A 23,236-nucleotide genomic window follows, 5' to 3' on the forward strand; every position below is an offset into this window, starting at 1 on the left:
TGATCGGATCCGAGTCGCCGGACGAGAAAGGCAGGTAAGCCCCATGACGGGCGCTTTGTCCGGGATCCGGGTGCTCGACACCGCCACCCTGTTCGCCGGCCCGCTGGCCGCGACGCTGCTGGGCGACTTCGGCGCCGAGGTGATCAAGATCGAGCACCCGAACGGCGATCCCGTGCGCAGCCACGGCGCGCAGCGCGACGGCGTCGGCCTCTGGTGGAAGATGCTCGGCCGCGGCAAGAAGGCGATCACCCTGTACCTCGGCTCGCCCGAGGGTCAGGAGATCTTCAAGAAGCTGGTGGCGGACGCGGACGTCGTCGTGGAGAACTTCCGTCCCGGCACGCTCGAGCGCTGGGGCCTGGGCTACGACGAGCTTCGCGAGATCAACCCCGGGCTGGTGCTCACCCGTGTCACCGGGTTCGGGCAGATCGGCCCGTACGCGAAGCGGCCCGGCTTCGGCACCCTCGCCGAGGCGATGAGCGGGTTCGCCGCGATCACCGGCGAACCGGACGGCCCGCCGACGCTGCCGCCGTTCGGCCTCGCCGACGGGATCGCCGCGCTGACCACCGCCTACGCCGTGATGACCGCGCTGCGGGCCCGCGACCAGACCGGGCGCGGGCAGGTCGTCGACCTGGCCATCATCGAGCCGATCCTGACGCTGCTCGGGCCGCAGATCATCGCCTACGACCAGCTCGGCACGCTGCAGCCGCGCACCGGCAACCGGTCCACCAACAACGCGCCGCGCAACACCTACCGCACCCGTGACGGCAGCTGGGTCGCCATCTCCACCAGCGCGCAGTCCATCGCCGAGCGCGTGATGCGGCTGGTCGGACGCCCGGAGCTGATCGACGAGCCGTGGTTCGCCAGCGGAGCCGAACGCGCGCAGCACGCCGATCTGCTCGACGACGCCGTCGGCTCGTGGATCGCCGACCGCGACCGCGACGACGTCGTGAAGGCGTTCGAAGAGGCCCAGGCCGCCGTCGCGCCGATCTACACCGCCGCCGATGTCATGACGGACCCGCAGTTCGCGGCGCTGAACAGCATCACGACGGTCGACGACGACGAGCTCGGGCCGGTGAAGATGCAGAACGTGCTGTTCCGGCTGTCGGAGACGCCCGGCGGGATCACCTCGGCCGGGGCGCCCCTCGGCGCGCACACCGCCGAAGTCCTCGGCCGCTACGGCCTGGGCGAGCCGGAACTCGCGGCCCTGCGCGACAAAGGCGTGATCAAGTGAGCGAGGTCCTGCGCAGCTGGCTGTACGTTCCGGGTGACCGGCCCGACCGGATCGCCAAGGCACTGGCCGGTCCGGCGGACGCCGTGATCATCGACCTCGAAGACGCCGTCGCCGCGGCGGCGAAAGACGAGGCGCGGCGCAACGCGCTGGCCGCGTTGGACGACGGCGCGAAAGCGTTCGTCCGGATCAACGCGCCGGGCACCCCCGCCGGCGAGGCCGACATCAAGGCACTGACCGGGGCCGCGGGCGTTCGCGTGCCCAAGTGCGAGGACCCGGGCGAGCTTCGGCGGGTCGCCGACACCCTCGGCGTGCCGGTGTACCCGGTGCTCGAATCCGCGCTGGGTGTGGAGAACGCACTGGCCATCGCCACCGCGCACCCGCTCGTCGCCGGGATCTCCCTCGGGGAAGCCGACCTCGCCGCGGACCTGCGCGTCACCGGCGGGGACGCGCTGACCTGGCCGCGCTCCCGGGTCGTCGTCGCGGCGCGGGCGGCCGGGCTGCCGAGCCCGGTGCAGAGCGTCTGGACCGCCGTGCGCGACCTCGACAGCCTGCGCGCGAGCACCGAAGCCGGGCGGCGGGCCGGGTTCTTCGGCCGGTCGGTGATCCACCCCGCCCAGATTCCCGTGGTGCACGAGGTGTGCGCGCCCGACCCGGCGGAAACCGCCTGGGCGAGCGACCTGCTCGACCGGCTCGCGACGGAGGGCTCGGCGGCCTGGATCGACCACCACGGACAGTTCGTCGACGCCGCGATCGTGGCGCGCGCCCGCTGGGTGCTCGCGCTCGCGCAGGAAAGGGAAGGCCAGCACTCATGACACGTCCCCAGGATCCGCTGCTGTCGGCGATCGCCGGCGGGGTCCGGCTGATCGAGCTCGGGCAGCCGTTCTTCACCGGCATGCCCTGCTCGCCGAACCACCCCGGGTTCCGGATGACGCTGATCCGCCGCCACGGCGACATGCGCCGCCCGGACGGCGGGTCGGCCGCCAACGAGATCATCGTGACCGGCGGGCACGTCGGCACCCACATCGACGCGCTGTCGCACGTCAGCCACGACGGCAAGCTGCACGGCGACGTCGACGCCGCCGAAGCCCAGCAGGGCGGCGTGTTCCGCACGCACGGCGCGGAAAACCTCCCCGGCCTGCTGCGGCGCGCGGTGCTCCTGGACGTGGCCGCGGTGCACGGCGTCCCGACGCTGGAACCGGGGTACGGCGTCACGGCCGACGACCTGGACGCGGCCGCGAAGCTGGCCGGCACCGAGCCCGGCGCCGGCGACGTCGCGCTGATCCGCACCGGCTGGGCGCGGAACTTCGACGACGCCGCGAAGTACATGGGCAAGGAGACCGGTGTCCCCGGCGCGACGACGTCGGCGGCGGAGTGGCTGGCCGCCCGTGAAGTCGTCGCCACCGGTGCCGACACGACGGCTTACGAGCAGATCCCCGCCGGAGCCGGGCACGCCGTGCTGCCGGTGCACCGGATCCTGCTCGTGGAGTCGGGCATCTTCATCCTGGAACACCTGAACCTGGAAGCCGTCGCGGCCGAAGGCGTGCACGAGTTCGCGTTCGTGCTGGCGCCGCTGCGGATCGTCGGCGGCACCGGCTCGCCCGTGCGTCCCCTCGCGGCGGTGAGCGCATGACCGCCACGATCGTGCAGCAGCTGGCCGCGTTCGCCACGTCGGTGCGGGCCAAGGGGCTGCCGCCGGAACTGCGGGACGACGCCGCCCGGCGCGTCCTCGACGTGCTCGGCAACAGCCTGGCCGCCACCTCCGAGCGACCCGCTGTGGCCGTCGGCGCGCTGGTCCGGGAGTGGGGCGGCACCGGGCGGGCGACCGCGATCGGCACCGGCGACCGGCTGCCCGAGCCGAGCGCGGCCCTGCTGAACGGCACCCTCGCGCACTCGCTCGACTTCGACGACACGCACCTGCCGTCGGTGCTGCACCCGTCGGCGTCGGTGGTGCCCGCCGCGCTGGCTGTCGCGGAGTCGCGCGGGGCGACCGGGGCCCAGCTGCTCGACGCGATCGGCGTCGGCGTCGAGATCACGGTCCGGCTGGGGATGGCGGGCTACGACGAGGAACTCGGCAACTCGGTGTTCTTCGAGCGCGGCCTGCACGCGACCGCGATCTGCGGCGCCCTCGGGGCCGCGGCGGCCGCGGCGATGCTGTCCGATGTGGACGCCGAAGGCATCGCCGACGCCATCGGTATCGCGGCCAGCATGGGCTCGGGGCTCCTGGAGGCGAACCGCACGGGCGGCACGGTCAAGCGGATCCACTGCGGCTGGGCGGCCCACGGCGCGGTGACGGCGGCCGGCATGGCGCGTCACGGCATCACCGGACCGCCCACGGTCTTGGAAGGCCGCTTCGGGCTGCTGCAGGCGTTCTGCGGCGAACAGTCCGATGTGGACGTGATCGTCGACGGCCTCGGCGAGCGCTGGGAGCTGCCCGGGATCTTCTTCAAGCCATACCCGTGCAACCACTTCACCCATGCCGGCATCGACGCGGCGCGGCGGCTGCGTGCCCGGGGTGTCGACCCCGCCGACGTTCTCGAGCTGGAGCTGGGCGCGCCGACGGCGGTGCTGCGCACGATCGGCGAGCCGCGCGAAGCCAAGATCCGGCCCCGGTCGGGCTACCACGCGGCGTTCTCCGGCCCCTACACCGTGGCGGCCGGGCTGCTGGGCGGCGGCGGGCTGGGCGTGTTCCACGACGACTTCACCGACGAAGCCGCCGCGGACCCCGCCCGCCTCGCCTTGGCGGCGAAGGTCCGCTGCGTCCCGGACCCCCGGTGCGACGAGATCTTCCCCCTCCAGTTCCCGGCGGTCCTGCGCGCGCGGCTGAAGGACGGCCGGGAACTGGAGGAACGCGTCGACGTCAACCGGGGCGGCCCGGGCAACCCGCTCTCGGCGGACGAGCTGGCGACGAAGTTCCGCCTCAACGCGGCCCGGGTCCTCCCGGCCGAGGTCAGCGCGCGGATCACGGAGCTGACCTACGGGCTGGCCGAGCTGGGCGACCTCACGGAGCTGACCGGCCTGCTGCGCACCTGACCGAGGCTCCCCGGGAGATCGCTACCCGCCGGTAGCGACCTCCCGGGAATCGTGACCGTGCCCACCCGGGGGAACCACTCGGCCCCCACGTCCGTTTACGCTACCTACGGCACCGTAAGTTACGGTCGCGTAGGTACGGAAGGACGTCCCCATGCCGGTTCCGGAAAGCACGCGCCTGTTGTACGAGCTGGAAGGGACGGTCGAAGAGAACCTCAACCGGCACCTCGCCGCCGCCCAGGAGTGGATGCCGCACGAGTACGTCCCCTGGAGCCAGGGGCGGGACTTCGCCGAGCTCGGCGGCGAGGCGTGGGATCCCGAGCAGTCCCGCGTCACCCCGATCGCGCGGACGGCGCTGGAGGTCAACCTCCTCACCGAGGACAACCTGCCCAGCTACCACCGCGAGATCGAGCGCGCGTTCGGCCGCGACGGCGCCTGGGGCACCTGGGTGCACCGCTGGACGGCCGAAGAGGGCCGGCACGGCATCTGCATCCGCGACTACCTGCTGGTCACCCGCGCCGTCGACCCCGTCGAGCTGGAGCGCATGCGGATGGAGACGATGCAGGCGGGCTACGAAACCGGCGACAAGCCGCTGCTCCACGTCTGCGCCTACGTCTCGTTCCAGGAGCTGGCGACCCGGATCTCGCACCGCAACACCGGCCGCTACACGCAGGACCCGCTGGCCGAGCGGCTGCTGGCCCGGGTGTCCACGGACGAGAACCTCCACATGGTCTTCTACCGCAACCTGGTGAAGGCCTCCCTGGAGATCTCCCCCGACGCCATGATGCGCGCGATCACCGACGAGGTCGTGTCGTTCGCGATGCCGGGCGCGGTGATCCCGAGCTTCGCCCGGAAGGCGGCCCTGATCGCCAAGGCGGGCATCTACGACCTGCGCATCCATCACGACGACGTCGTCCTGCCGCTGCTGCGCTACTGGAAGATCTTCGACCTGACCGGCCTCGGCCCGGAGGGCGAAGCCGCCCGCGACGAGCTGGCGGCCTTCCTCAAGAACCTCGACGCCCAGGCGGCCCGCTTCGAAGAGCGCCGGGACGCCGCCGAGGCCCGGCGGAACAAGATGGCCAACGGCTGACGCGGCCGGGCGGGCGGCCCTGACGGTTGCCCGCCCGGGACAGCAACCGCCGGATTTTCGGGCATCCGGTTCACCTTCACGACACCTGGCGTTCCCACGCTGCTACCTTCGCGTCAAGCTTGCTTGAAAGTTTGACGAAGGTTCGCCGTGACGTCAGGAAGGTCGCGTAGTGGGCAACCCGCTGGTCGCGGAGACCAAAGACTCCACCAAGGCGTATTCGGGTGTTTCGCTGCTGGAGTCGGCGGCCGACCTCAAGTCCGCGATCGAGAGCGGCGACTGGGCCTCGGTCGCCATGGGCGCCGTGGGCACTGCCCTCGACGCCCTGTCGATGGCCATGGATCCGTTCGGCGCGATCCTCGCCGCCGGCGTCGGGTGGCTGATCGAGCACGTCGGGCCGCTCAAAGAGGCTCTTAACGGTCTGACCGGCAACGCTGACGAGATCGCGGCGCAGTCGGAGACGTGGAAGAACGTCGCGACCGAGTTGGGCAGCATCGGCCAAGACTTGACCGGGATGGTCAAGACGGACGTCTCGTCGTGGACCGGCACCGCTGGGGACGCCTACCGCCAGCGCGCGCAGGACACCGTCGTTCTGCTGGAGACCGCGCAGAAGGGCTGCGAAGGCGCGTCCAGTGGTGTGAAGACCGCCGGTGAGGTCGTCGCGGCGGTGCGGGCGCTGGTCCGCGACATCATCGCCGAACTCGTCGGGCACCTGATCAGCTGGGCCCTGCAGGTCGTGTTCACCCTCGGCATCGGCATGACGTGGGTCGTCCCGCAGGTGATCACCGCCGTCGCGAAGACCGCGTCCAAGATCGCCGACCTGACCAAACGCCTGGTCAAGGCACTTCAGGCGCTGATGCCGTTGCTCAAGCGGGCCGGTGACCTGTTCGGCGACGCGGCCAAGGCACTCAAGAACATCAAGCCGGGCAAGGCAGCGCCGCCGCCGAAGCACGCCGACATCAACGGCAACCCGAAGGGCCTCGACGGGCCCAACGGCAAGGGCGGCCCCGACGCACCGCCGCCGAAGACCGACCCGCCGCCGAAGGGTGGCGACAGCACCACTCCCTCGGGTGCGAAGGGCGACGACACCACGCCGTCCGGCGCCAAGACCGACCCACCACCCAAGAGCGACCCGCCGCCCAAGACCGATCCGCCGCCGAAGAGCGACCCGCCCGCCGACGGCCCGCCGCCGAAGGCCGACCCGCCCGGGGGCACGCCGAAGGGCGGCCCCGACGGCGGAGCCAAGCCGAAGGGCGACCCCAAGGGCGACGGCCCGCGCGACCGCGCGGTGCCGGACGACAAGAAGGTCTGCGTCTCCGACCCGGTGGACGTCGCCACCGGCGAGGTGGTGGTCACCCAGGTCGACCTGACCCTGCCGGGCGACGCGGGCGACCTGGAACTGACCCGCACGCACCTGTCGTCCTACCGCACGGGCCGCTGGTTCGGCCGGTCCTGGACCTCCACCCTGGACCAGCGGCTGGAGGTCGGCCCCGAGCACGTCCGGTTCTACGCCGAGGACGGCATGGTCCTCGTCTACCCGGTGCCCGCCGACGGACCCACGCTGCCGCTGGAAGGCCCGCGCCACCCGCTGCACCGCTCCCCCGGCGGCTACCGGCTCGCCACCGGCGAGCGTGAACTGCACTTCACCGGCAGCGGCCGGATCGCGGCGCTCACGGCGATCGAGCAGAACGGCAGCCGTACCGAGATCGCCTACGCCGCGGACGGCACGCCCACCGCGCTGCGCCGCGACGACGGCGTCGAGATCCGGATCGGCACCGCCGAGGGCCGGGTGGTCGCCCTGGGCGCGCCCGACGCCGCGCCGCTGGTCCGGTTCGGCTACAACCGGCTGGGCCAGCTGACCACCGTCGCGGACTTCGCGGGCCGCCCGATGACGCTGGACTACGACTTCGAGCACCGGCTCGTCGGCTGGCAGGACCGCACCGGCACCTGGTACCGCTACGTCTACGACGCCGCCGGCCGCTGCGTGCGCACCGTCGGGGCGAACGGCTTCTACAACGCGACGTTCGCCTACGAGCCCGGCGCCACCCGGCACACCGACGCGCTCGGCCACACCTGGACCTACCGGCTCAACGACGCCGGGCAGCTCGTCGAACGGATCGACCCGCTGGGCGGCTCCCGGCGCTACACCTGGAGCCGCTACGACCAGCTGCTGTCCCAAGTGGACGAACTGGGCCGCGAAACCCGGTACGACTACCGCGACGGCGAGCTCGCCACCGTCATCCGCCCCGACGGGTCCGTGGTCCGGACGGCACCCGCATCCGAGGGCGAGGTGCGGCTGCAGGTGGGCGACGGCGACGCCGCCGTCCACCGGGTGGTGCCCGCGGCCGACCCGTTCACCGTCCTGCCCGGTGCCGCGGGGGCGGGCGATCCGGCAGCCGCGCCCGACCCGCTCGCCGACGCACCGGCGACCGACGGGCGCCCCGGGGACCGCGACGTCTTCGGCCGGCCGCAACTCGTGCACACCGCCTCCGGCGGCGCGGCCCGGCTGGGCTGGACGGCCGAGGGCCGCCGCGCCTGGCGGATCGGCCCGCACGGCGACCGGGAAACCTGGCTGCACGACGCGGAAGGGCAGGTCGTCGAGTACCGCGACGCGGCAGGCGGCGTGCGGCGCCGCCAGTACGGGCCGTTCGGGCTCGCCGTGGCCGACATCGACGCGGCGGGCGCGCGGACGACGTACGGCTACGACACCGAACTGCGGCTCACCGCGGTGACGAACCCGCGGGGCCTCACCTGGCGCTACACCTACGACCCGGCCGGGCGCCTGGTCGAGGAGACCGACTACGACGGCCGCCGGCTCACCTACGCCTACGACGCGGCCGGGCAGCTGCGGCGCATGACCAACGGCCTCGGCGAACCCACCGAGTTCGCCTACGACCTCCTCGGCAACGTCGTCGAACGGCGGACGGCCGAGGACGTCACCCGCTACGCCTACGACGCCCTGGGCCGGCTGGCCCTCGCCGAGAACGCCGAGTCCCGCCTGGAGGTCGTCCGGGACGGGCACGGCCGGGTGATCGCCGAGACGGTCAACGGGCTCGGCGTGGCCTGGAGCTACGAAGGAACGCTCCTGCGCCGCCGCACCTCGTCCGGTGTGGACAGTGAATGGACCTTCGACGACGCGGGCCTGCCGCGCTCGCTGCGGATCGCCGGGCACGACGTCGGGTTCGAGCACGACGCGGCCGGGCGCGAGGTCGCCCGCGGCGTCGACGGGACGGTGCTGCTCCGGCGGCGGTTCGACGCGGAGGACCGGCTCGCCGCGGAGGAGATCGCCGGCGTCGGGCAGCGCACCTACGGCTACCGGCCCGACGGCAGGCTCGCCGCGGTCGGGGACACCTGGCGGCTGGAGTTCGACCCCGCGGGCCGGGTCGGCGAGGCGCGCGGTCCCGGCGGGGCCGAGCGGTTCGCCCGCGACGCCGCGGGCAGTGTCACCTCGGCCGACTCGCCGGCGCTGCCGGGTCCGCGGACCTACCGCGGGAACACGCTGGTCTCGGCGGGCGGCACCCGCTACACCGGTGACGCGCAGGGGCGGGTCACCGGCCGGCACCGCGGCGAGCGGTCCTGGACGTTTTCGTGGGACCAGCTGGACCGGATGCGCGGCGTGCGGACCCCGGACGGCGCGCGCTGGACCTACCACTACGACCCGCTCGGCCGCCGGTTCGCCAAGCGGCGCTGGGTCACCGGCGCCGACGGCGAACCCGAGCTCGCCGCCGACACGCGGTTCCTCTGGAGCGGCTTCGACCTCGTGGAGCGCGTCGAATCCGGCGCGGACGGTTCGCGCCGGATCCTCACGTGGGAACGGCATCCCGCCGACAGCCGCCCGGTCGTGCAGGTCGAGCGCACCGCGTCCGGGGAACGGTTCCACTGCGTGATCACCTCGCCCGCGGGCACGCCGACCGAGCTGCTGGACGCGCGGGGCGCGCTGGTCTGGCGGGACCGCAGCAGCTTCTGGGGCGCGCCGCTGCCCGGCGCCGACGCTGCGGCCGTCCCGCTGGCGTTCCCCGGGCAGCACCGCGACGAGGAAACCGGGCTGCACTACAACGTGTTCCGCTACTACGACCCGGAAACCGCGCGGTACCTCAGCCAGGACCCGCTCGGGCTCGCCGCCGCGCCCGACCCCGTCGGGTACGTCGCCGAACCGCTGCTCACCGGCGACCCGCTCGGACTCGTGGGCGCGTGCGGCAAGACCGGCGGGCCGTCGAGCACGAAGCGGCCCCGCCCGGACGACTTCGACCAGCACCCGGACCTCAAGCCGCCCCCGGCGAAGAGGCCCGACCTCGGCGTCGACGTGAACCGCATGACGCGCGAGGAATGGGAGAAGTTCAAGCCCGAGCTGGACCAGATGATGCGCGCCGACAAGCACTTCTTCTGGTCCGGCGGGTACAAGCAGGGCCACGGCGGGCCGGACGACCCGTACCTGGGCTCGATCGAGTTCAAGGCGAACTCGGTCGCCAAGCAGCACGGCGGCAACACCCTCGAGGGTCTCGTCGCCGACAACCACCTGAAGATGCCCGGCTGGGTCGACGACAAGATGATGAAGGACCCGGACAAGGGGTACTGGTCGCACGGCGACCACGGCACGTCCAACCTCGACCAGAAGAACTTCGTCAAGGAGAAGTGGGACCACGCGTCGGAAACGTTCGCGAAGAACTCGACGCCGGACACCCACGTCGTCTTCCCGGACAAGCCCGGGAAGGAGACCAGCACCGGGATCCCGAACCCGAACGGCGACATCTACCCCTACCGCCGGCCCGACAACATCTTCGACAAGATCGAGTACCCGAAGCTGGAGCAGAACGGCATCAAGGTCACCGAGCACAACGCCGAGACCGGCGCGACGCGCCCGTACCAGAAACCCTGACCGCGAGGCGGGTTCGGCGATGGCGTAGCCGGGCCGGCGCTGGGCCGGTCCGGCGCCGAACAGCTGCGCGTAGAAGTCGACCGAACCTTCGAGGTCCCCGACCCGCAGGGCGGGACCCACGCGGGCGGGTTCCGCACGCCGGCCGACCCGACCCGGGTGCAGATCCTCGCCGGCCTCCGCCACCGGGCCCCTGACGGTCGGCGAGGTCATCGAGCGGGTCAGCCTCGGTCCCACCGGGCAGGCGACCGGCTCCATTCGGCGGTCGTCCGCGCCGGCCGGCCCCGATCGGGCGGGCACGCGGGTGGCGGGCCTACCGATTCCGGCGCCGTGGACCTAGCGTGGAGCGGGACGGCACTGCTGCTCGCCTGAGGAGAGACGATGCTGGGCACGCTCGACCTCGAGGTGACGTCCCAGCCGCTCTACACCCTGGTCACCGTCACCGGCGGCCTGCACCTCGGCAGCTACCGGCACCTGCGCGACGGCCTCCTGGAGGTCGCGGCGGACGAGCCGGAAGCCGTGATCGCCGGGGTCGACGGGCTCGACCTCGACGCCGTCGCGCCGGTCGGGGTGTTCGGGCTGGTCGCGCGGCGGCTCGGGACCTGGCCGGGGATCCCGTTCGCGCTGGCCGGCGCCGCGAACCGGACCCGGGCGCTGCGGGAGCAGGGGATCCACCGCCGGGTCGCGATCGGCGAGGACGTCGGGAGCGCCGAGCGCGCGCTGTGCAAACCTTCGCGGCAGCGGACCGAACTGGTCCTGCCCCGCGCCCCCGAAGCGTCGGCGATGGCCCGCGCCGCCGTGCGGGAAGCGTGCGCGCGGTGGGCGGTCCCGCAGTTCGTCTACGACGGCATCCTCGTCGCCGGCGAGCTCGCGGCCAACGCGACCCAGCACACCACCTCCGCGGCCGCCCTGCGGCTGGACCTGCGGCGCGGACGGCTGACCATCGCCGTGCTCGACGACGATCCCCACCCGGCCGTGCTGCTCCCCCGGTCGCGCCCCGGCGCCGCCGGGCTGGGCCTGCACATCGTGGCGCGCTCGGCGGACGCGTGGGGCTGCAGCCCCCGCTGGTCCGGCGGCAAGGTCGTCTGGGCCGTCCTCACCAGCGAGCGGCACGCCGGCGAGTAGGGCCGAGCCGCGTCCGCTGTCAGCCCGGGTTCGCCCGCAGCGCCTTGGCCAGCGTCGAGTACAGGGAGACGCGATCGTCGGTCCAGAACATCAGCAGCACGACCGACACCGGGTGGGGCGGCGTGACGAGGCACAGCCGCCGCCGCTCGGCGTGGGCGCGCCGCGCCGCGTGGCCCAGCGCCCGCAGGCCGGCCGCGCCGAGGAAGGTCACCCGGGACAGGTCCACCACGGTGACCGCGGCCAGGCCCGGCCCCGTCGCGCGCTGCAGGAGCCGGACGGAGAGAGCGTCGATCTCGCCGACGGCGCTGATGACCAGCAGGCCCGGGCGCACCTCGTCCCGCGCGACCGAAAGGATCTTCGCCGCCGCCTGCCACGGGCTCTTCGAGGACACGATGTCGTCCTCCTGTCCCGGGCCGGCCCGTCGCGCGGACGCGCGGCCGGCTCGGCTCCCAGTGAAGCACGGCCCACGACGGCACCGGCCACTCTTGCCACGGAGTGTGCCACGTTGCAAACTGGGCGGGCCCCGCTGTCGTGCCCGCTCCCCCACCCCGGAGGTCAAAGGTGACCGACTTCGATCGACGTGCCGTGCTGAGCACCCTCGCCGCGCTGGGGGTGACCGGCGTGACGGCGAGCCTCTTCGGCGGCACCGCCGAAGCGTCCGGCACCAGCCCCCTGGACCTGAAGTTCGAGGTGGCGGAGCAGTTCCGGCCGTTCGACCTGATCGCACCGAAGTTCGTCCAGGTCGACACGCGGGCCCGGCCCGGCGCGCTCGTCAAGACCGGCGTCCGGCCGAAGGCGCCCTACGGGACGGTGACCGTCGAGGTGTCCGGCGAACGCGCTTCCGTCGTCGCGGGGCTGGCCGGGGACACGACGTCGGTGCTCGGCACCTACGACGCCGTCGAGAAGCAAGCAGCCGTCGAAATCACCACGCCCGGCGGCACCACCGTGGTCAAGACCGCCCCGGCGGACCTGCCGGCGGCGTTCGGGTTCGCCGTGGTGGTCAACGAAAACGCGGTCACGGTGCTGGCCGACACCGGAACCGGCTGGCGGCCGCTGCTGACCGAGCGCGACGGGGTCCACGCCCGGATCGACCTGCGCGACCCGGCCGTGCTGGGCAGGCTCGGCTACGCCTACGGCAGCCGCGGCCCGGCGCGGCTGGGCCGGGTCCGCGCCGGCTACTTCGGCCAGGCCGGCGTCCGCGACCCCCACGTCGTCCAGTACGCCGACGGCCGGCCGTACATCCGCCACGGCAAGCTCTACCTGACCATGACCAACGCCGGCCTCGGGTTCTTCCAGCAGGCGCACTGGGCGGTGTGGACGCTCGACCTCGCCGACCCGACGAAGCTCGACCAGGTGGCGACGCTGTTCTTCGCCCGCGACGGCGTCGTGCTCGGCGACCACGCCGGCCAGATCGTCCGCGACGACGAGCACGACCGCTTCATCCTGCTCATGAGCTCCTGGGGTGACTTCGCCTTCACCGGCGTCCACGTGCGCCACACGACCACCCGCGCCGACGTGCTTTCGGGCGTGCACGTCCTGCCCACCGAGCAGCTCCCGCTGCCCACGACCGTGAGCTCGTGGGATCCGGGGCTGACGAAGATCGACGGCCGCTGGCACATCGGGTTCGTGGAAAGCCCGGCGCAGCAGCCCGCGTTCGTGTTCCACCCCGCGCTGGCGGCCGCGCCCCGCGGCGCCGACTACGACCAGGGCCTGACGCTGCTGGGCGCGGACCTGTCGGTCAGCCAGACCGAAGGCCCCATCCTGCAACGGATGGGCGGCCGCTGGTACCTGTTCGCCAGCGACGGCGACGCGCGCGAGTACCCGGTCTACGACCTGCGGCTGCGCAAGCTGGGCACGCTGAACGCGCCGTACGGCACCAACATCCCGCACCCGATGCTGGTGCGGATCGGCGGCCGCTGGTGGCTCCCGACCTTCAACGGCACCCAGTACGCCGAAGACGTCCTCGGCTACGGCGGCCACGGCGACTTCATCCTGATGCGGGCGTGACGCTCAGCCCAGCCGGCTCCGGACGTTCTCGCGGGTTTCGTCGTCCATCGGGTGGAAGCACTCGATCCGCAGTTCCTGGAGCGTGACGTCCTGGGGTGTGCCCAGCGTCGTCACCGTCGAAAAGAAGCCGAACCGCAGGCCGTCGCGGGCGTAGCGGATCGGGACGATCGGCAGCAGCGGGCCGGTCGCGTCCAGGGCGCGCAGGGTCGCCGGCACCCCGGGGTAGTGCAGCACCTCGTCCAGGATCCGCTGGGCGCGCTCGTCGGTCACGCCGCCGAGCGCCTCCCGGCGCACGCGCGCGACCAGGGCCCCGGCGACCTCCGGCCAGTTCGTCACGTGCGACCGCACGCCGTCCGGGTGGAACATCCGCCGGAGCACGTTCGGCGGCCCGGGCGCTTCCCCGTCGCGTCCACTGTGGAGGAACGCGAAGAACCGGCGGGCAGCGCCGTTGGTGTGCCGGATGTCCCAGCTGCGGGAGACGTTCGGGTTCGTGCCCGGCGCCGCGGCCGTCATGGCCACCTCGCCGGTCCTGCTCAACTCGTTCTTCTCCGCCTTCGGCCACTTCCGCGGCGGCGGCACGTTCACCCCGGCCGAGCGGCAGGTGCTGCTCCTCTCCAACGCCGTCGCGAACGCGAGCGAATGGGCGGTCGCGTTCCACACCCTGGAGGCGCTGGCCGACGGCGTCCCTCCCGAGGACGGTGAGCGGCGCCTTCGCCGCGTCCGGCGCGGTGTCCACGGTGTGCATCGGATAACTGGTCATGCCGGAAGCTTGGCCCGGCCAGGTCGGGGAAACAATTCCCTCGGAGGTAAGCATCCTCAGCGCAGCTGCCGCCAGGCTTCGCGGCGCCGGCGCTGGGCCTCCGGGTCCGCCACCGGCGCCGCCGACAGCAGCCGCTGCGTGTACGGGTGCGCCGGCGCCGTCAGCACCTCCTTCGTCGGCCCCTGTTCGACGACGTGCCCGCGGTGCATCACCGCCACCCGGTCGGCCAGCTGCTCGATCACCGCCAGGTCGTGGCTGATGAACAGGCACGCGAACCCGAACTCGCGCCGCAGGTCGCGGAGCAGGTCGAGCACCCGCGCCTGGATGGTGACGTCGAGCGCGCTCGTCGGCTCGTCGGCCACCAGCAGGTCCGGGCGCAACGCCAGGGCCCGCGCGATGCACGCGCGCTGGCGCTGGCCGCCCGACAGCTCGTGCGGGTAGCGGCCGGCCAGCGACGGCGAGAGCTGGACCGACGACAGCAGCTCCGCCACCCGTCCGTCCACTTCGGACGAGCGCACCGCCTTGTGCAGCCGGAGCGGGGTCGCGACGCTCTCCCCCACGGTCGTCCGCGGGTTGAGCGAGGACAGCGGGTCCTGGAACACCACGCCGATCCGGCGCCGCAGGGCCTTCGCCGCGCGGCCGCGCACCCGGGTGATGTCCGCGTCTCCGATGTGGACGGATCCCGCCGTCGGCGCCAGCAACCCCGTGACGGCCCGCGCGACGGTGCTCTTGCCCGACCCGGACTCGCCGACGAGCCCGAGCACCTCGCCCGCGCCGACGTGCAGGTTCACCCCTTCGGCGGCGCGGACGGCAATCGCGCGGAACCGGCCGCGGTAGGTCACGGACAGGTCCGTCAAGCGCAGCAAGGGGTTCTCGGCGGGTACGTCCGGGACCGACGCCGTGGCGGGGTGTTCGGCGGCCGCCACGTGGCCCGGCCCCACCTCGATGTCCGCGGACAGCGCGCGTTCGAGTCCGGTGTTCGCCGTGCCGGACAGCGAGACGACCGAGCCGAGCAGCTGCCGCGTGTAGTCCTCGGCGGGTGCGGAGAAGATCGAGGCGGCGGTCCCCTGCTCGACGACCCGGCCGTCGTGCATCACCACCACGCGGTCGGCCAGGTCGGCGACCACGCCCATGTCGTGCGTGATGAGCAGGATCGCCGTGCCCAGCCGCGAGCGCAGGTCCCGCAGCAGCTCGAGGATCTCCGCCTGGACCGTGACGTCCAGCGCGGTGGTCGGCTCGTCGGCGATCAGCAGCTTCGGCTCGTTCGCCACCGCCATCGCGATCACGACGCGCTGCAGCTGCCCACCGGACAGCTCGTGCGGGTACGCCCGGAACCGCTCGCGGGGCGCGGGCAGCCCGACCAGGCCGAGCAGCTCGATCGCCCGCTCGCGGGCCGCGGCCGCGGTCAGCTCCCGGTGGGTCCGGATCGCCTCGACGAGCTGGTCGCCGACGGTGAACACCGGGTTCAGCGCGCTCATCGGCTCCTGGAACACCATGCCGACGTCGCCGCCGCGGACGGCGCGCAGCTCGGCCGGGGTCATCGTGTACAGGTCGCGCCCGGCCAGCTCCGCGCGCCCGGACACCGTCGCCGTGGGCGGGAGCAGGCCGAGCAGGGACATCGCGGTGACCGTCTTGCCGGAGCCGGACTCCCCGACCACCGCGACGACCTCGCCCGCGTGGACCTCGTAGCCGACCCCGCGGACGGCTTCGACGTCGCCGAACGAGACCGCCACGTCGTGCAGCCGCAGGAGCCCGGCTCCGGTCACTGGACGATCCCCAACTTGCGGTAGTCGACGTAGGCCGGGAAGCGGCCGATCTGGACGTCGCCCACCTGCGACCCGTGCAGGAACGAGTTGCGGGTGTAGATCAGCGGCACGACCGGCGAGTCGGCCAGGATCTTCTTGTCCAGTGCCGCCCACTTCTTGCCGGCTTCGGCCGGGTCGATGGTGGCCTGCGCCTCCGCGATCAGCCTGTCGACCTCGGGGTTGTTGTAGCGCGACTCGTTGTACCCGCCGTTGCCGATTTCGGTCGACTGGAACAGCGGCTGGATGTTCGCGTTGGCCGACGGGATGTCCGGCTGCCACGAGGTGAGCGTCAGGTCGTAGTCCGACAGGCCCTTGGTGTCCACTTCGGACGTGTAGGTGTCCTCGTCGAGCGGCTTGATCGTCACCTTGATGCCGGCCCGCGCCAGCGAGGCCTGGATCGCCGCGGCCTTCTCCGGGTAGCCGTTTTCGTTGTGGGTGGCCAGGACCAGGCCGTCGAGCCCGTTGGGCAGCCCCGCTTCGGCGAGCAGCTGCTTGGCCTTGGCCGGGTCACCGGACGGCGGCGCCGGGTAGAGGTCGTACTGCTCGCGGCCCTGCAGGCCCGGGGTGATCAACGTCGTGGCGACGTCGCCCGCGAGCTGCGCGCTGCCCGCGCTCGCGACCTGGTAGGCCGCCTTGTCCACGGCGTACTGGAACGCCTGGCGCACCTTCGGGTCCACCAGCTTGCCGCGCTGGGTGTTGAGCGAAAGGTAGGCCAGCGCCCCGGATTCCGACGTCACGAGCCGTGCCTTCGCCGACGGGTTGCCCTGGATCTGGGCCAGCTGCGCGGGCGAGGCGAACGACATGCCGAAGGCGTTGCGGTCCTTGCCGGTGTCGTCGATGAGCCGCTTGGAGATGACGCTGGTGTCCTGGCCGAGCTCGAAGTCGATGGTGTCCGCGTACGCCTTGCGCGTGGTGTCCTCGTCCCGGCTCCAGTTCGGGTTGCGGACCAGCTTCGCCGACTTGCCGCGCTCGTAGCTCTGCAGCTGGTACGGCCCCGACGCGACCGGGTGGTCGTTGTAGTTCGCCTCGGCGCCCTTGCCCTTCGGCACCGGCGCGAACGCCGGCGTGCTGGCGACCCAGTTCCAGTCACCGTACGGCCGCGCGAGGTGGAAGACGATCGTCTTCGCGTCGGGCGTCTGGATGGTGTCGAGCTCCTTGCCGCCGTCGAACGGGCCCTTGTACGCCAGGCCCGGCGAAAGCAGGTCCTTGTGGTAGGCCAGGCCACCGGAGAACGCGGGCGCGAAGGAGCGCTCCAGGCCCCACTTGACGTCCTCGGCCTTGATCGGCGTGCCGTCGGCGTACTTCAGGCCGTCCTTGAGGGTGAACGTCCACGTCTTGCCGCCGTCACTCGGGCGGCCGGTGTCGGTGGCCAGGTCGGGCACGATCGTGGTGTCCTTGCCCGGCGCGACGTCCCACGACGTCAGGCGCCGGTGGATCAGCCCGAGCGTGGTGACGACGAGGTTGGAGCTCTTCGCCGGGTCCCAGGTGATCGACGGCGCGTCGTTGAGCAGGACGAGGTTCCCGCCCGGCTTGACGGTGCCGCCCTGGGAGGCCGGAGTGTCGTTGGCGCCGCACGCCGTGAGCAGCGTGACAGCGGCCAGCACCCCCGCGGCGAACCGCAGCTTTTTCATCGTGTCCCCTTCAGACGAGGCGTGCTCGCGGATCGAGCGCGCCGTAGCAGAGATCGACCAGGAAGTTCAGGACCGTGACCAGCAGGGCCGAGAACAGCGTCACGCCCAGCAGCACCGGCAGGTTGAGCGACGAGATCGCGTCGACGAGCAGCCGGCCGACCCCGGCCATGCCGAAGATCCGCTCGGTGATCACCGTCCCGGCCAGCAGCCCGCCGAGGTCGACGCCGAACACCGTGACCACCGGCAGCAGGACGTTGCGCAGGGCGTGGCGCCCCACCACCTTCCGCTCGGTGAGCCCCTTGGCCCGCGCGGTGCGGATGTAGTCCTCGCCGAGGGTTTCGAGCATCTGGCCGCGGGTGAGCCGCGCGTAGATCGCCGCGTGCAGGAACGCCAGCACGAACCACGGCAGCACGAGGTGCCACGCCCACTGCGCCGGATCCTCGGTCAGCGGCACGTACCCGTTCTTCGGGACGACGTCGAGGGCGAACGCGAAGATCGTGATGCCGATCATCCCGGCCAGGTAGGCGGGCATCGACACCCCCGCCATCGCGGCGGCCATCGTGACCCGGTCGACGGCGGTTCCCCGCCGCAGCGCCGAGAGCACACCGAGGCCGACGCCGAGAACGATCCAGATCGCGGCCGCGCCCAGCGCGACCGAGAAGCTGACCCCGACGCGGTCGCCGATCTCGCTGAGGACGTCCACGTTGTTCTGGAAGTCGTAGCCGAAGCACGGTGCCGTGCAGTGGATCGCGGCGGCGCCGGTGCCGAACGTGCGGCCGCCGAAGATGCCGCCGAGGAAGTCGAAGAACTGCTGGTACCACGGCACGTCGTAGCCCATGAACTCCCGCGCCAAAGCGAGGCTCTCCGGGGAGCACGGGCGGCCGCAGGCCATCCGCGCCGGGTCGGCGGGCAGGACGTAGAACACCACGAACGTCACGAAGGCGACGACGAGCAGGACCAGCAGCATCCCGGCGAAGCGGGTCGCGGCGAAGCGGGCGGTGCGCATCAGGCGGCACTCCCCGACCGCGGGTCGAGCGCGTCGCGGATCGCGTCGCCGACGACGTTGAACGCGAGGGTGACCAGGAACAGCATCAGCCCGGGGAAGACCAGGTACATCGGGTCCGTCTCGAAGAAGTCGATGGCCGCGCTGATCGTGCGGCCCCAGCTGGGGGTCGGCGGCAGGACGCCGACGCCGAGGAACGACAGCGCGGCCTCGTTGCCGATCATCGCCGGGATGGACAGGCTGGCGACGACGATGATCGGCGCCCACAGGTTGGGCAGCAGCTCCTTGGTGAACACGTGCCACGGACCGCCGCCGACGGCCCGGGCGGCGGCGACGAAATCACGCTTGGCCAAGGTCAGGGCCTGCGCCCGGACGATGCGGGCGATGCGCGGCCAGCCGAAGAGCCCGAGGACGACGACCAGCGTGATCTGCCGCGGGAAGTCCACCGGCAGGACCGCGCCGAGCGCGATCATGAAGATCAGGTACGGGAAGCCGAGGATGACGTCGGCGGTCCAGGTGACCACCCGGTCCCACCAGCCCCCGAGGTAGCCGGCGCTCACCCCGATCACGACGCCGAGCGCGGTGGCCAGCACGGTGGCGCCGAGCCCGACCAGCAGCGACGTCCGGGCGCCGTGGGCGACGAGCGCGAAGAGGTCGACCCCGGTCAGGGGCTCGACGCCGAACCAGTGCGCGCCGCTCACCCCGCCGAGCGTGCCCGCGGGCAGCCCGGTCGGGCCGAGCGTGGCGATGTCCGGGGCGAGGCTCTGCCCCTCGGCCAGGACGAACAGGTCGGCACCGGCGGCGAGCAGCAGGATCAGGACGGCCAGCAGCGCGCAGGCGGACGTCCACCGCCCGGACCGGACGGCGCGCCACACGGCGGCGGGCAGCGAGCGCGCCGCGAGTGGCGGAAGGGAAGGGGCGGACACAGCACCTCAAGGTTCAGCCGATCGAGTGACGACCGAACCTTAGGGAGTTTTCCGTGATCGATCCACCGTCTCACCAGGTGGACGGAAAGTACCGCGCCTGTGGGCACTTCTGTCCGGTTCGCCCCGGTTTCCGGCCAGGATGCGGACGCATCACGTGTACCAGGTCGGCTCCGGCAGTTCGCCGCGCAGCGCGTAGACGCCGACCTCGCGGCGCTTGTACGCCACCGGGTCGTGGAGCGAGTGGGTGCGCAGGTTCCGCCAGAACCGGTCCAGGCCGTGCTTCGACGCGCTCGCGCGGGCGCCGGTCAGCTCGAAGATCTTCGTCCCGATCTCCAGGCCCGTCTCGATCACCCGCTGCTTGGCCGCCGCGATCAGCACCGCCAGTTCGCCGCGAGCCTCCGGCGTCAGGTCTTCGCGCGGGGCGTGCAGCACCCGCGAGATCGCCGCGCCGGCCTTGTCCGTGAGCGCCTCGGCCGCCCAGAGCTTGGCCTGCAGGTCGCCGTAGCCGTCGAGGATGTACCACTCGTCGGTCGCGGCGTCCTTGTCGTCGCCGCCGTACGGCCAGGGACGGGTGCGCTCGCGGGTGTAGGCGAGCCCGGCGTCGAGGGCGCCCTGGGCGATGCCGAGGTAGAAGTTGGTGAACACGAGCTGGATCGCGGGGACGTTGAGCGTGTTGTAGGTCAGCGGACGGAACTTCCGGTCGACGTAGCCGGCGGCGCTCGCCCACGGCACCCGCACGCCGGAGATCGTGACGCTGCCGGACTCGGTGAGCCGCTGGCCGATGTTGTCCCAGTCGTCGTGGAAGACGATACCGTCCTGAGTGGACGGAACGATGGCGAAGATGTGGTCCTCGGTGCCGGCCAGGACCCCCTCGAGCACGGTGAGGTCGGAAACCTTGCCGCCGGTGGAGAACGACTTGTGTCCGTTGTAGACGAGGTCGTCGCCGTCTTCGGTGATGGTCAGGTCGGAGTCGCGCGGGTTGACCGCACCGCCGAAGAAGAAGTTGTTGGTGGTGTAGAGCTCTTCGACGGCGGCGACCTGCTCGTCGGTGGCGACGAGCCGCGCCGCCCAGGCCCAGAGGTAGTGGTAGCCGAGCAGCTGCCCGATCGAGCCGTCGGCGCGGGCGATCTCCCGGGTCACCCGGTAGGCGGTCTCCCAGGTCTGCCCGCCCCCGCCGTGCTCGGCCGGGCCGAGCAGGGTCACCAGGCCGGCGTCCTTGAGCAGCTGGACCTCCTGGTACGGCGTGGCATTGCGCCGATCACGCTCGACGGCGTCGACGGCGAGCTTCGCGACGACGTCCTTCGCGGTCGCGATCCAGTCGGTCTTTTCCGTGGTGGTCAAGAGGTTTCCCTTCGTGCGCGGGCATGCTGAAGAACCCCGGACGCGGGGTGTTCAGACGGGATCTTCAGGCGGTCCGGCCGTGGCCGCCGTTCATGATCCCGAGTACACCGGGAGGGCCGGGGAGTGTCAACGGGAGTCCGCGCGCTGGGACCGGCCGCCCGCGATGCCACGCCGGATCAGGCAGGAACCCCCTGCTGCCCGGCCGCACTACCCCGGAACCGCGTCAGCCGCAGGCTGTTCGACACCACGAGACAGCTGGACATCGCCATCGCCGCGCCCGCGATCATCGGGTTCAGCAAGCCCGCCGCGGCCAGCGGCAACGCCGCGACGTTGTACGCCAGCGCCCAGAACAGGTTCGCCTTGATCGTCGCCAGCGTGCGGCGGCTCAGGCGGATCGCGTCCACCGCCGCCAGGAGGTCGCCGCGGACGAGCGTCAGGTCGCTCGCCTCGATCGCCGCGTCCGTGCCCGTGCCGATCGCCAGGCCCAGGTCCGCCGTCGCCAGCGCCGCCGCGTCGTTGACGCCGTCGCCGATCATCGCGACCACCCGGCCTTCGGCCTGCATCCCTTGGATCACTTCGACTTTCTGCTCCGGGGACACCCCGGCGATCACGTCGGTGATCCCGGCTTCGCGGCCGATCGCGCGGGCGACCGTCTCGTTGTCGCCGGTCAGCAGCACCGGGTTCAGGCCGAGCCGGCGCAGCTGGAACACCGCGGGCGCCGACGTCGGCTTGACGCTGTCCGAGACCACCAGCACCGCGTGCGCCAGCCCGTCCCAGGCGAGGATCACCGCGGTGTTCCCCTCCTGCTCGGCCCGCTCCTTGGCGCGCAGCAACGACTGCGGCAGCCGGACGTTCAAGCGCTGCAGCAACTCCGGCCGGCCGATGACGACCCGGTGGCCCTCGACCCGGCCGAGCACGCCGAACCCGGCGACCGTGCGGAACTCCCGCACCTGGCCCACCCAGCCGAACCGCTTGACGGCCGCGGCGGTGACGGCGACCGCGATCGGGTGCTCGGACGCGTTTTCCAGCGCCCCGGCCAGCTGCAGCGCGAGGTCGCGCGGCGTGCCGTCGTCCGTCCGGACCGCGGCCAGGCTCATCTTGCCCGTGGTCACCGTGCCGGTCTTGTCGAGCACGACGGTGTCGACCCGCCGCGTCGACTCGAGCATCTCCGGGCCCTTCACCAGCACGCCGAGCTGGGCGCCGCGGCCGGTGCCCACGAGCAGCGCGGTCGGCGTCGCCAGGCCCAGGGCACACGGGCAGGCGATGATCAGCACGGCGACCGCGGCGGTGAACGCGGCCGCCGTCTCCGCGCCGGAGACGAGCCAGAACACCAGCGTGGCCAGCGAAAGCGCCATCACCACGGGCACGAACACCGCCGAAACGCGGTCGGCGAGCCGCTGCACGTCCGCCTTGCCGCTCTGGGCCCGCTCCACCATGACGGCGATCCGCGCCAGCCGGGTGTCGGCGCCGACGCGGGTGGCGCACACGACCAGCCGCCCGCTCATGTTCACCGTCGCGCCGACGACCTCGGCGCCGGCCGCCACTTCGACGGGCACCGCTTCCCCGGTGACCAGGCTCAGGTCGACGGCCGACGTGCCGTCCTCGATCACGCCGTCGGTGGCGATCTTCTCGCCGGGCCGCACCACGAACCGGTCACCGGTGCGCAGTTCGCCGATCGGGATGCGTTCTTCGCGGCCGTCGCGCAGCACGGAGACGGACTTCGCGCCGAGGTCGAGCAGCGCCCGCAAGGCGGCTCCGGCGCGACGGCGCGACCGGGCTTCGAAGAACCGGCCCGCCAGGATGAACAGCGTGACGCCGGTGGCGACCTCCAGGTAGATGCCGTCGACGTCGTGGTCGGCGGCGAGGGAAAAGTCGAACTCGTGCCGCATCCCGATTTCGCCCGCCCCACCGAACAGCAGCGCGTACAGCGACCAGAGGTAGGCCGCGGCGACCCCGATCGAGACGAGGGTGTCCATGGTGGCCGTCCGGTGCTTCAGGTTCGCCCACGCCGCCCGGTGCAGCGGCCACGCGCCCCAGGCCACGACCGGCGTGGCGAGCACCAGCGACACCCACTGCCAGGCCGGGAACTGCAGCACGGGCACCATCGCGAGCACGATGACCGGCACCGCGAGGACGGCGGACACGAGCAGCCGCTGCCGCAGCGGATCGGCCGCCGGAACCGGCTCCTCCTCCGGCGGTGCGGGCAGCTGGGCGGTGTAGCCGGCGGCTTCGATCGTCCGGACGACGTCCTCGACCGTGAGCGACGCCGGAACCGACACGGCGGCCTTCCCGGTGGCGTAGTTGACGGTCGCGCGGACGCCGTCGACGCGGTTGAGCTTGCGTTCGATCCGCGCGGCGCACGAGCCGCACGTCATGCCGCCGACCACCAGCTCCACGTCGCGAGGGGGCCGCAACGCGGC

At 72.5% G+C, this 23,236-nt stretch carries 16 protein-coding genes; 8 read left to right on the top strand and 8 right to left on the bottom strand.

Annotated features, from left to right (window positions below):
* Positions 1-43 precede the first annotated feature (43 nt).
* The 7 genes from AB0M83_RS27690 to AB0M83_RS27720 all read left to right on the top strand — a co-directional run bounded on the left by AB0M83_RS27690 (position 44) and on the right by AB0M83_RS27720 (position 11,343).
* On the top strand, positions 44-1,231 hold the full coding sequence (locus AB0M83_RS27690; protein ID WP_364521299.1) for a CoA transferase: 1,188 nt from the start codon (positions 44-46) through the stop codon (positions 1,229-1,231).
* Entirely contained in the window at positions 1,228-2,043 is an 816-nt protein-coding gene (locus tag AB0M83_RS27695; RefSeq protein WP_364521300.1) for a CoA ester lyase, read from the top strand. The genes AB0M83_RS27690 and AB0M83_RS27695 overlap by 4 nt, the downstream gene beginning before the upstream one ends.
* On the top strand, positions 2,040-2,861 hold the full coding sequence (locus AB0M83_RS27700) for a cyclase family protein (protein ID WP_364521301.1): 822 nt from the start codon (positions 2,040-2,042) through the stop codon (positions 2,859-2,861). The genes AB0M83_RS27695 and AB0M83_RS27700 overlap by 4 nt, the downstream gene beginning before the upstream one ends.
* A complete protein-coding gene (locus AB0M83_RS27705; protein ID WP_364521302.1) occupies positions 2,858-4,261 on the top strand; it encodes an MmgE/PrpD family protein in 1,404 nt (467 codons plus the stop codon). The genes AB0M83_RS27700 and AB0M83_RS27705 overlap by 4 nt, the downstream gene beginning before the upstream one ends.
* Before the next feature lie 151 nt (positions 4,262-4,412).
* Complete coding sequence (locus AB0M83_RS27710) at positions 4,413-5,348, top strand: acyl-ACP desaturase (RefSeq protein ID WP_364521303.1); 936 nt, start codon at positions 4,413-4,415, stop codon at positions 5,346-5,348.
* Between the two features lie 169 nt (positions 5,349-5,517).
* Positions 5,518-10,221, top strand: a complete 4,704-nt coding sequence (locus AB0M83_RS27715; protein WP_364521304.1) for a DUF6531 domain-containing protein — start codon at positions 5,518-5,520, stop codon at positions 10,219-10,221.
* A gap of 378 nt (positions 10,222-10,599) precedes the next feature.
* Positions 10,600-11,343 (top strand): ATP-binding protein, encoded by a 744-nt coding sequence (locus AB0M83_RS27720; protein ID WP_364521305.1) that lies wholly within the window; start codon positions 10,600-10,602, stop codon positions 11,341-11,343.
* Positions 11,344-11,362: 19 nt separating this feature from the next.
* Here the strand turns inward: AB0M83_RS27720 and AB0M83_RS27725 are convergent, their stop codons facing one another.
* Positions 11,363-11,734 carry an STAS domain-containing protein gene (locus tag AB0M83_RS27725; protein WP_364521306.1) on the bottom strand — a complete coding sequence of 124 codons (372 nt, stop codon included), beginning with the start codon at positions 11,732-11,734 and terminating at the stop codon, positions 11,363-11,365.
* Positions 11,735-11,904: 170 nt separating this feature from the next.
* Between AB0M83_RS27725 and AB0M83_RS27730 the strand changes: the two genes are divergently transcribed.
* The gene (locus tag AB0M83_RS27730) at positions 11,905-13,350 is read left to right on the top strand and encodes a hypothetical protein (protein WP_364521307.1); all 1,446 of its coding nucleotides are present in this window, start codon (positions 11,905-11,907) and stop codon (positions 13,348-13,350) included.
* Positions 13,351-13,353: 3 nt separating this feature from the next.
* Here AB0M83_RS27730 and AB0M83_RS27735 read toward each other — a convergent pair whose 3' ends face one another.
* The 7 genes from AB0M83_RS27735 to AB0M83_RS27765 all read right to left on the bottom strand — a co-directional run bounded on the left by AB0M83_RS27735 (position 13,354) and on the right by AB0M83_RS27765 (position 23,191).
* Positions 13,354-14,010: a transcriptional regulator gene (locus tag AB0M83_RS27735; RefSeq protein ID WP_364521308.1), complete on the bottom strand. Its 657-nt coding sequence runs from the start codon at positions 14,008-14,010 to the stop codon at positions 13,354-13,356.
* A 156-nt stretch (positions 14,011-14,166) separates the two neighbouring features.
* On the bottom strand, positions 14,167-15,876 hold the full coding sequence (locus AB0M83_RS27740) for an ABC transporter ATP-binding protein (RefSeq protein WP_364521309.1): 1,710 nt from the start codon (positions 15,874-15,876) through the stop codon (positions 14,167-14,169).
* Positions 15,873-17,546: an ABC transporter substrate-binding protein gene (locus tag AB0M83_RS27745; protein ID WP_364521310.1), complete on the bottom strand. Its 1,674-nt coding sequence runs from the start codon at positions 17,544-17,546 to the stop codon at positions 15,873-15,875. Before AB0M83_RS27745 ends, AB0M83_RS27740 begins: the two co-directional genes overlap by 4 nt.
* Before the next feature lie 10 nt (positions 17,547-17,556).
* Positions 17,557-18,552, bottom strand: a complete 996-nt coding sequence (locus tag AB0M83_RS27750) for an ABC transporter permease (RefSeq protein WP_364521311.1) — start codon at positions 18,550-18,552, stop codon at positions 17,557-17,559.
* The gene (locus tag AB0M83_RS27755) at positions 18,552-19,475 is read right to left on the bottom strand and encodes an ABC transporter permease (RefSeq protein ID WP_364521312.1); all 924 of its coding nucleotides are present in this window, start codon (positions 19,473-19,475) and stop codon (positions 18,552-18,554) included. The genes AB0M83_RS27750 and AB0M83_RS27755 overlap by 1 nt, the downstream gene beginning before the upstream one ends.
* 150 nt (positions 19,476-19,625) lie before the next feature.
* Entirely contained in the window at positions 19,626-20,816 is a 1,191-nt protein-coding gene (locus AB0M83_RS27760) for an acyl-CoA dehydrogenase family protein (protein WP_364521313.1), read from the bottom strand.
* Positions 20,817-20,992: 176 nt separating this feature from the next.
* Positions 20,993-23,191, bottom strand: coding sequence for a heavy metal translocating P-type ATPase (locus AB0M83_RS27765; protein ID WP_364521330.1), 2,199 nt, complete (start codon positions 23,189-23,191; stop codon positions 20,993-20,995).
* Positions 23,192-23,236 lie beyond the last annotated feature (45 nt).

This window comes from Amycolatopsis sp. NPDC051106, from assembly GCF_040682775.1.
In the GTDB taxonomy this organism is placed as follows: domain Bacteria; phylum Actinomycetota; class Actinomycetes; order Mycobacteriales; family Pseudonocardiaceae; genus Amycolatopsis.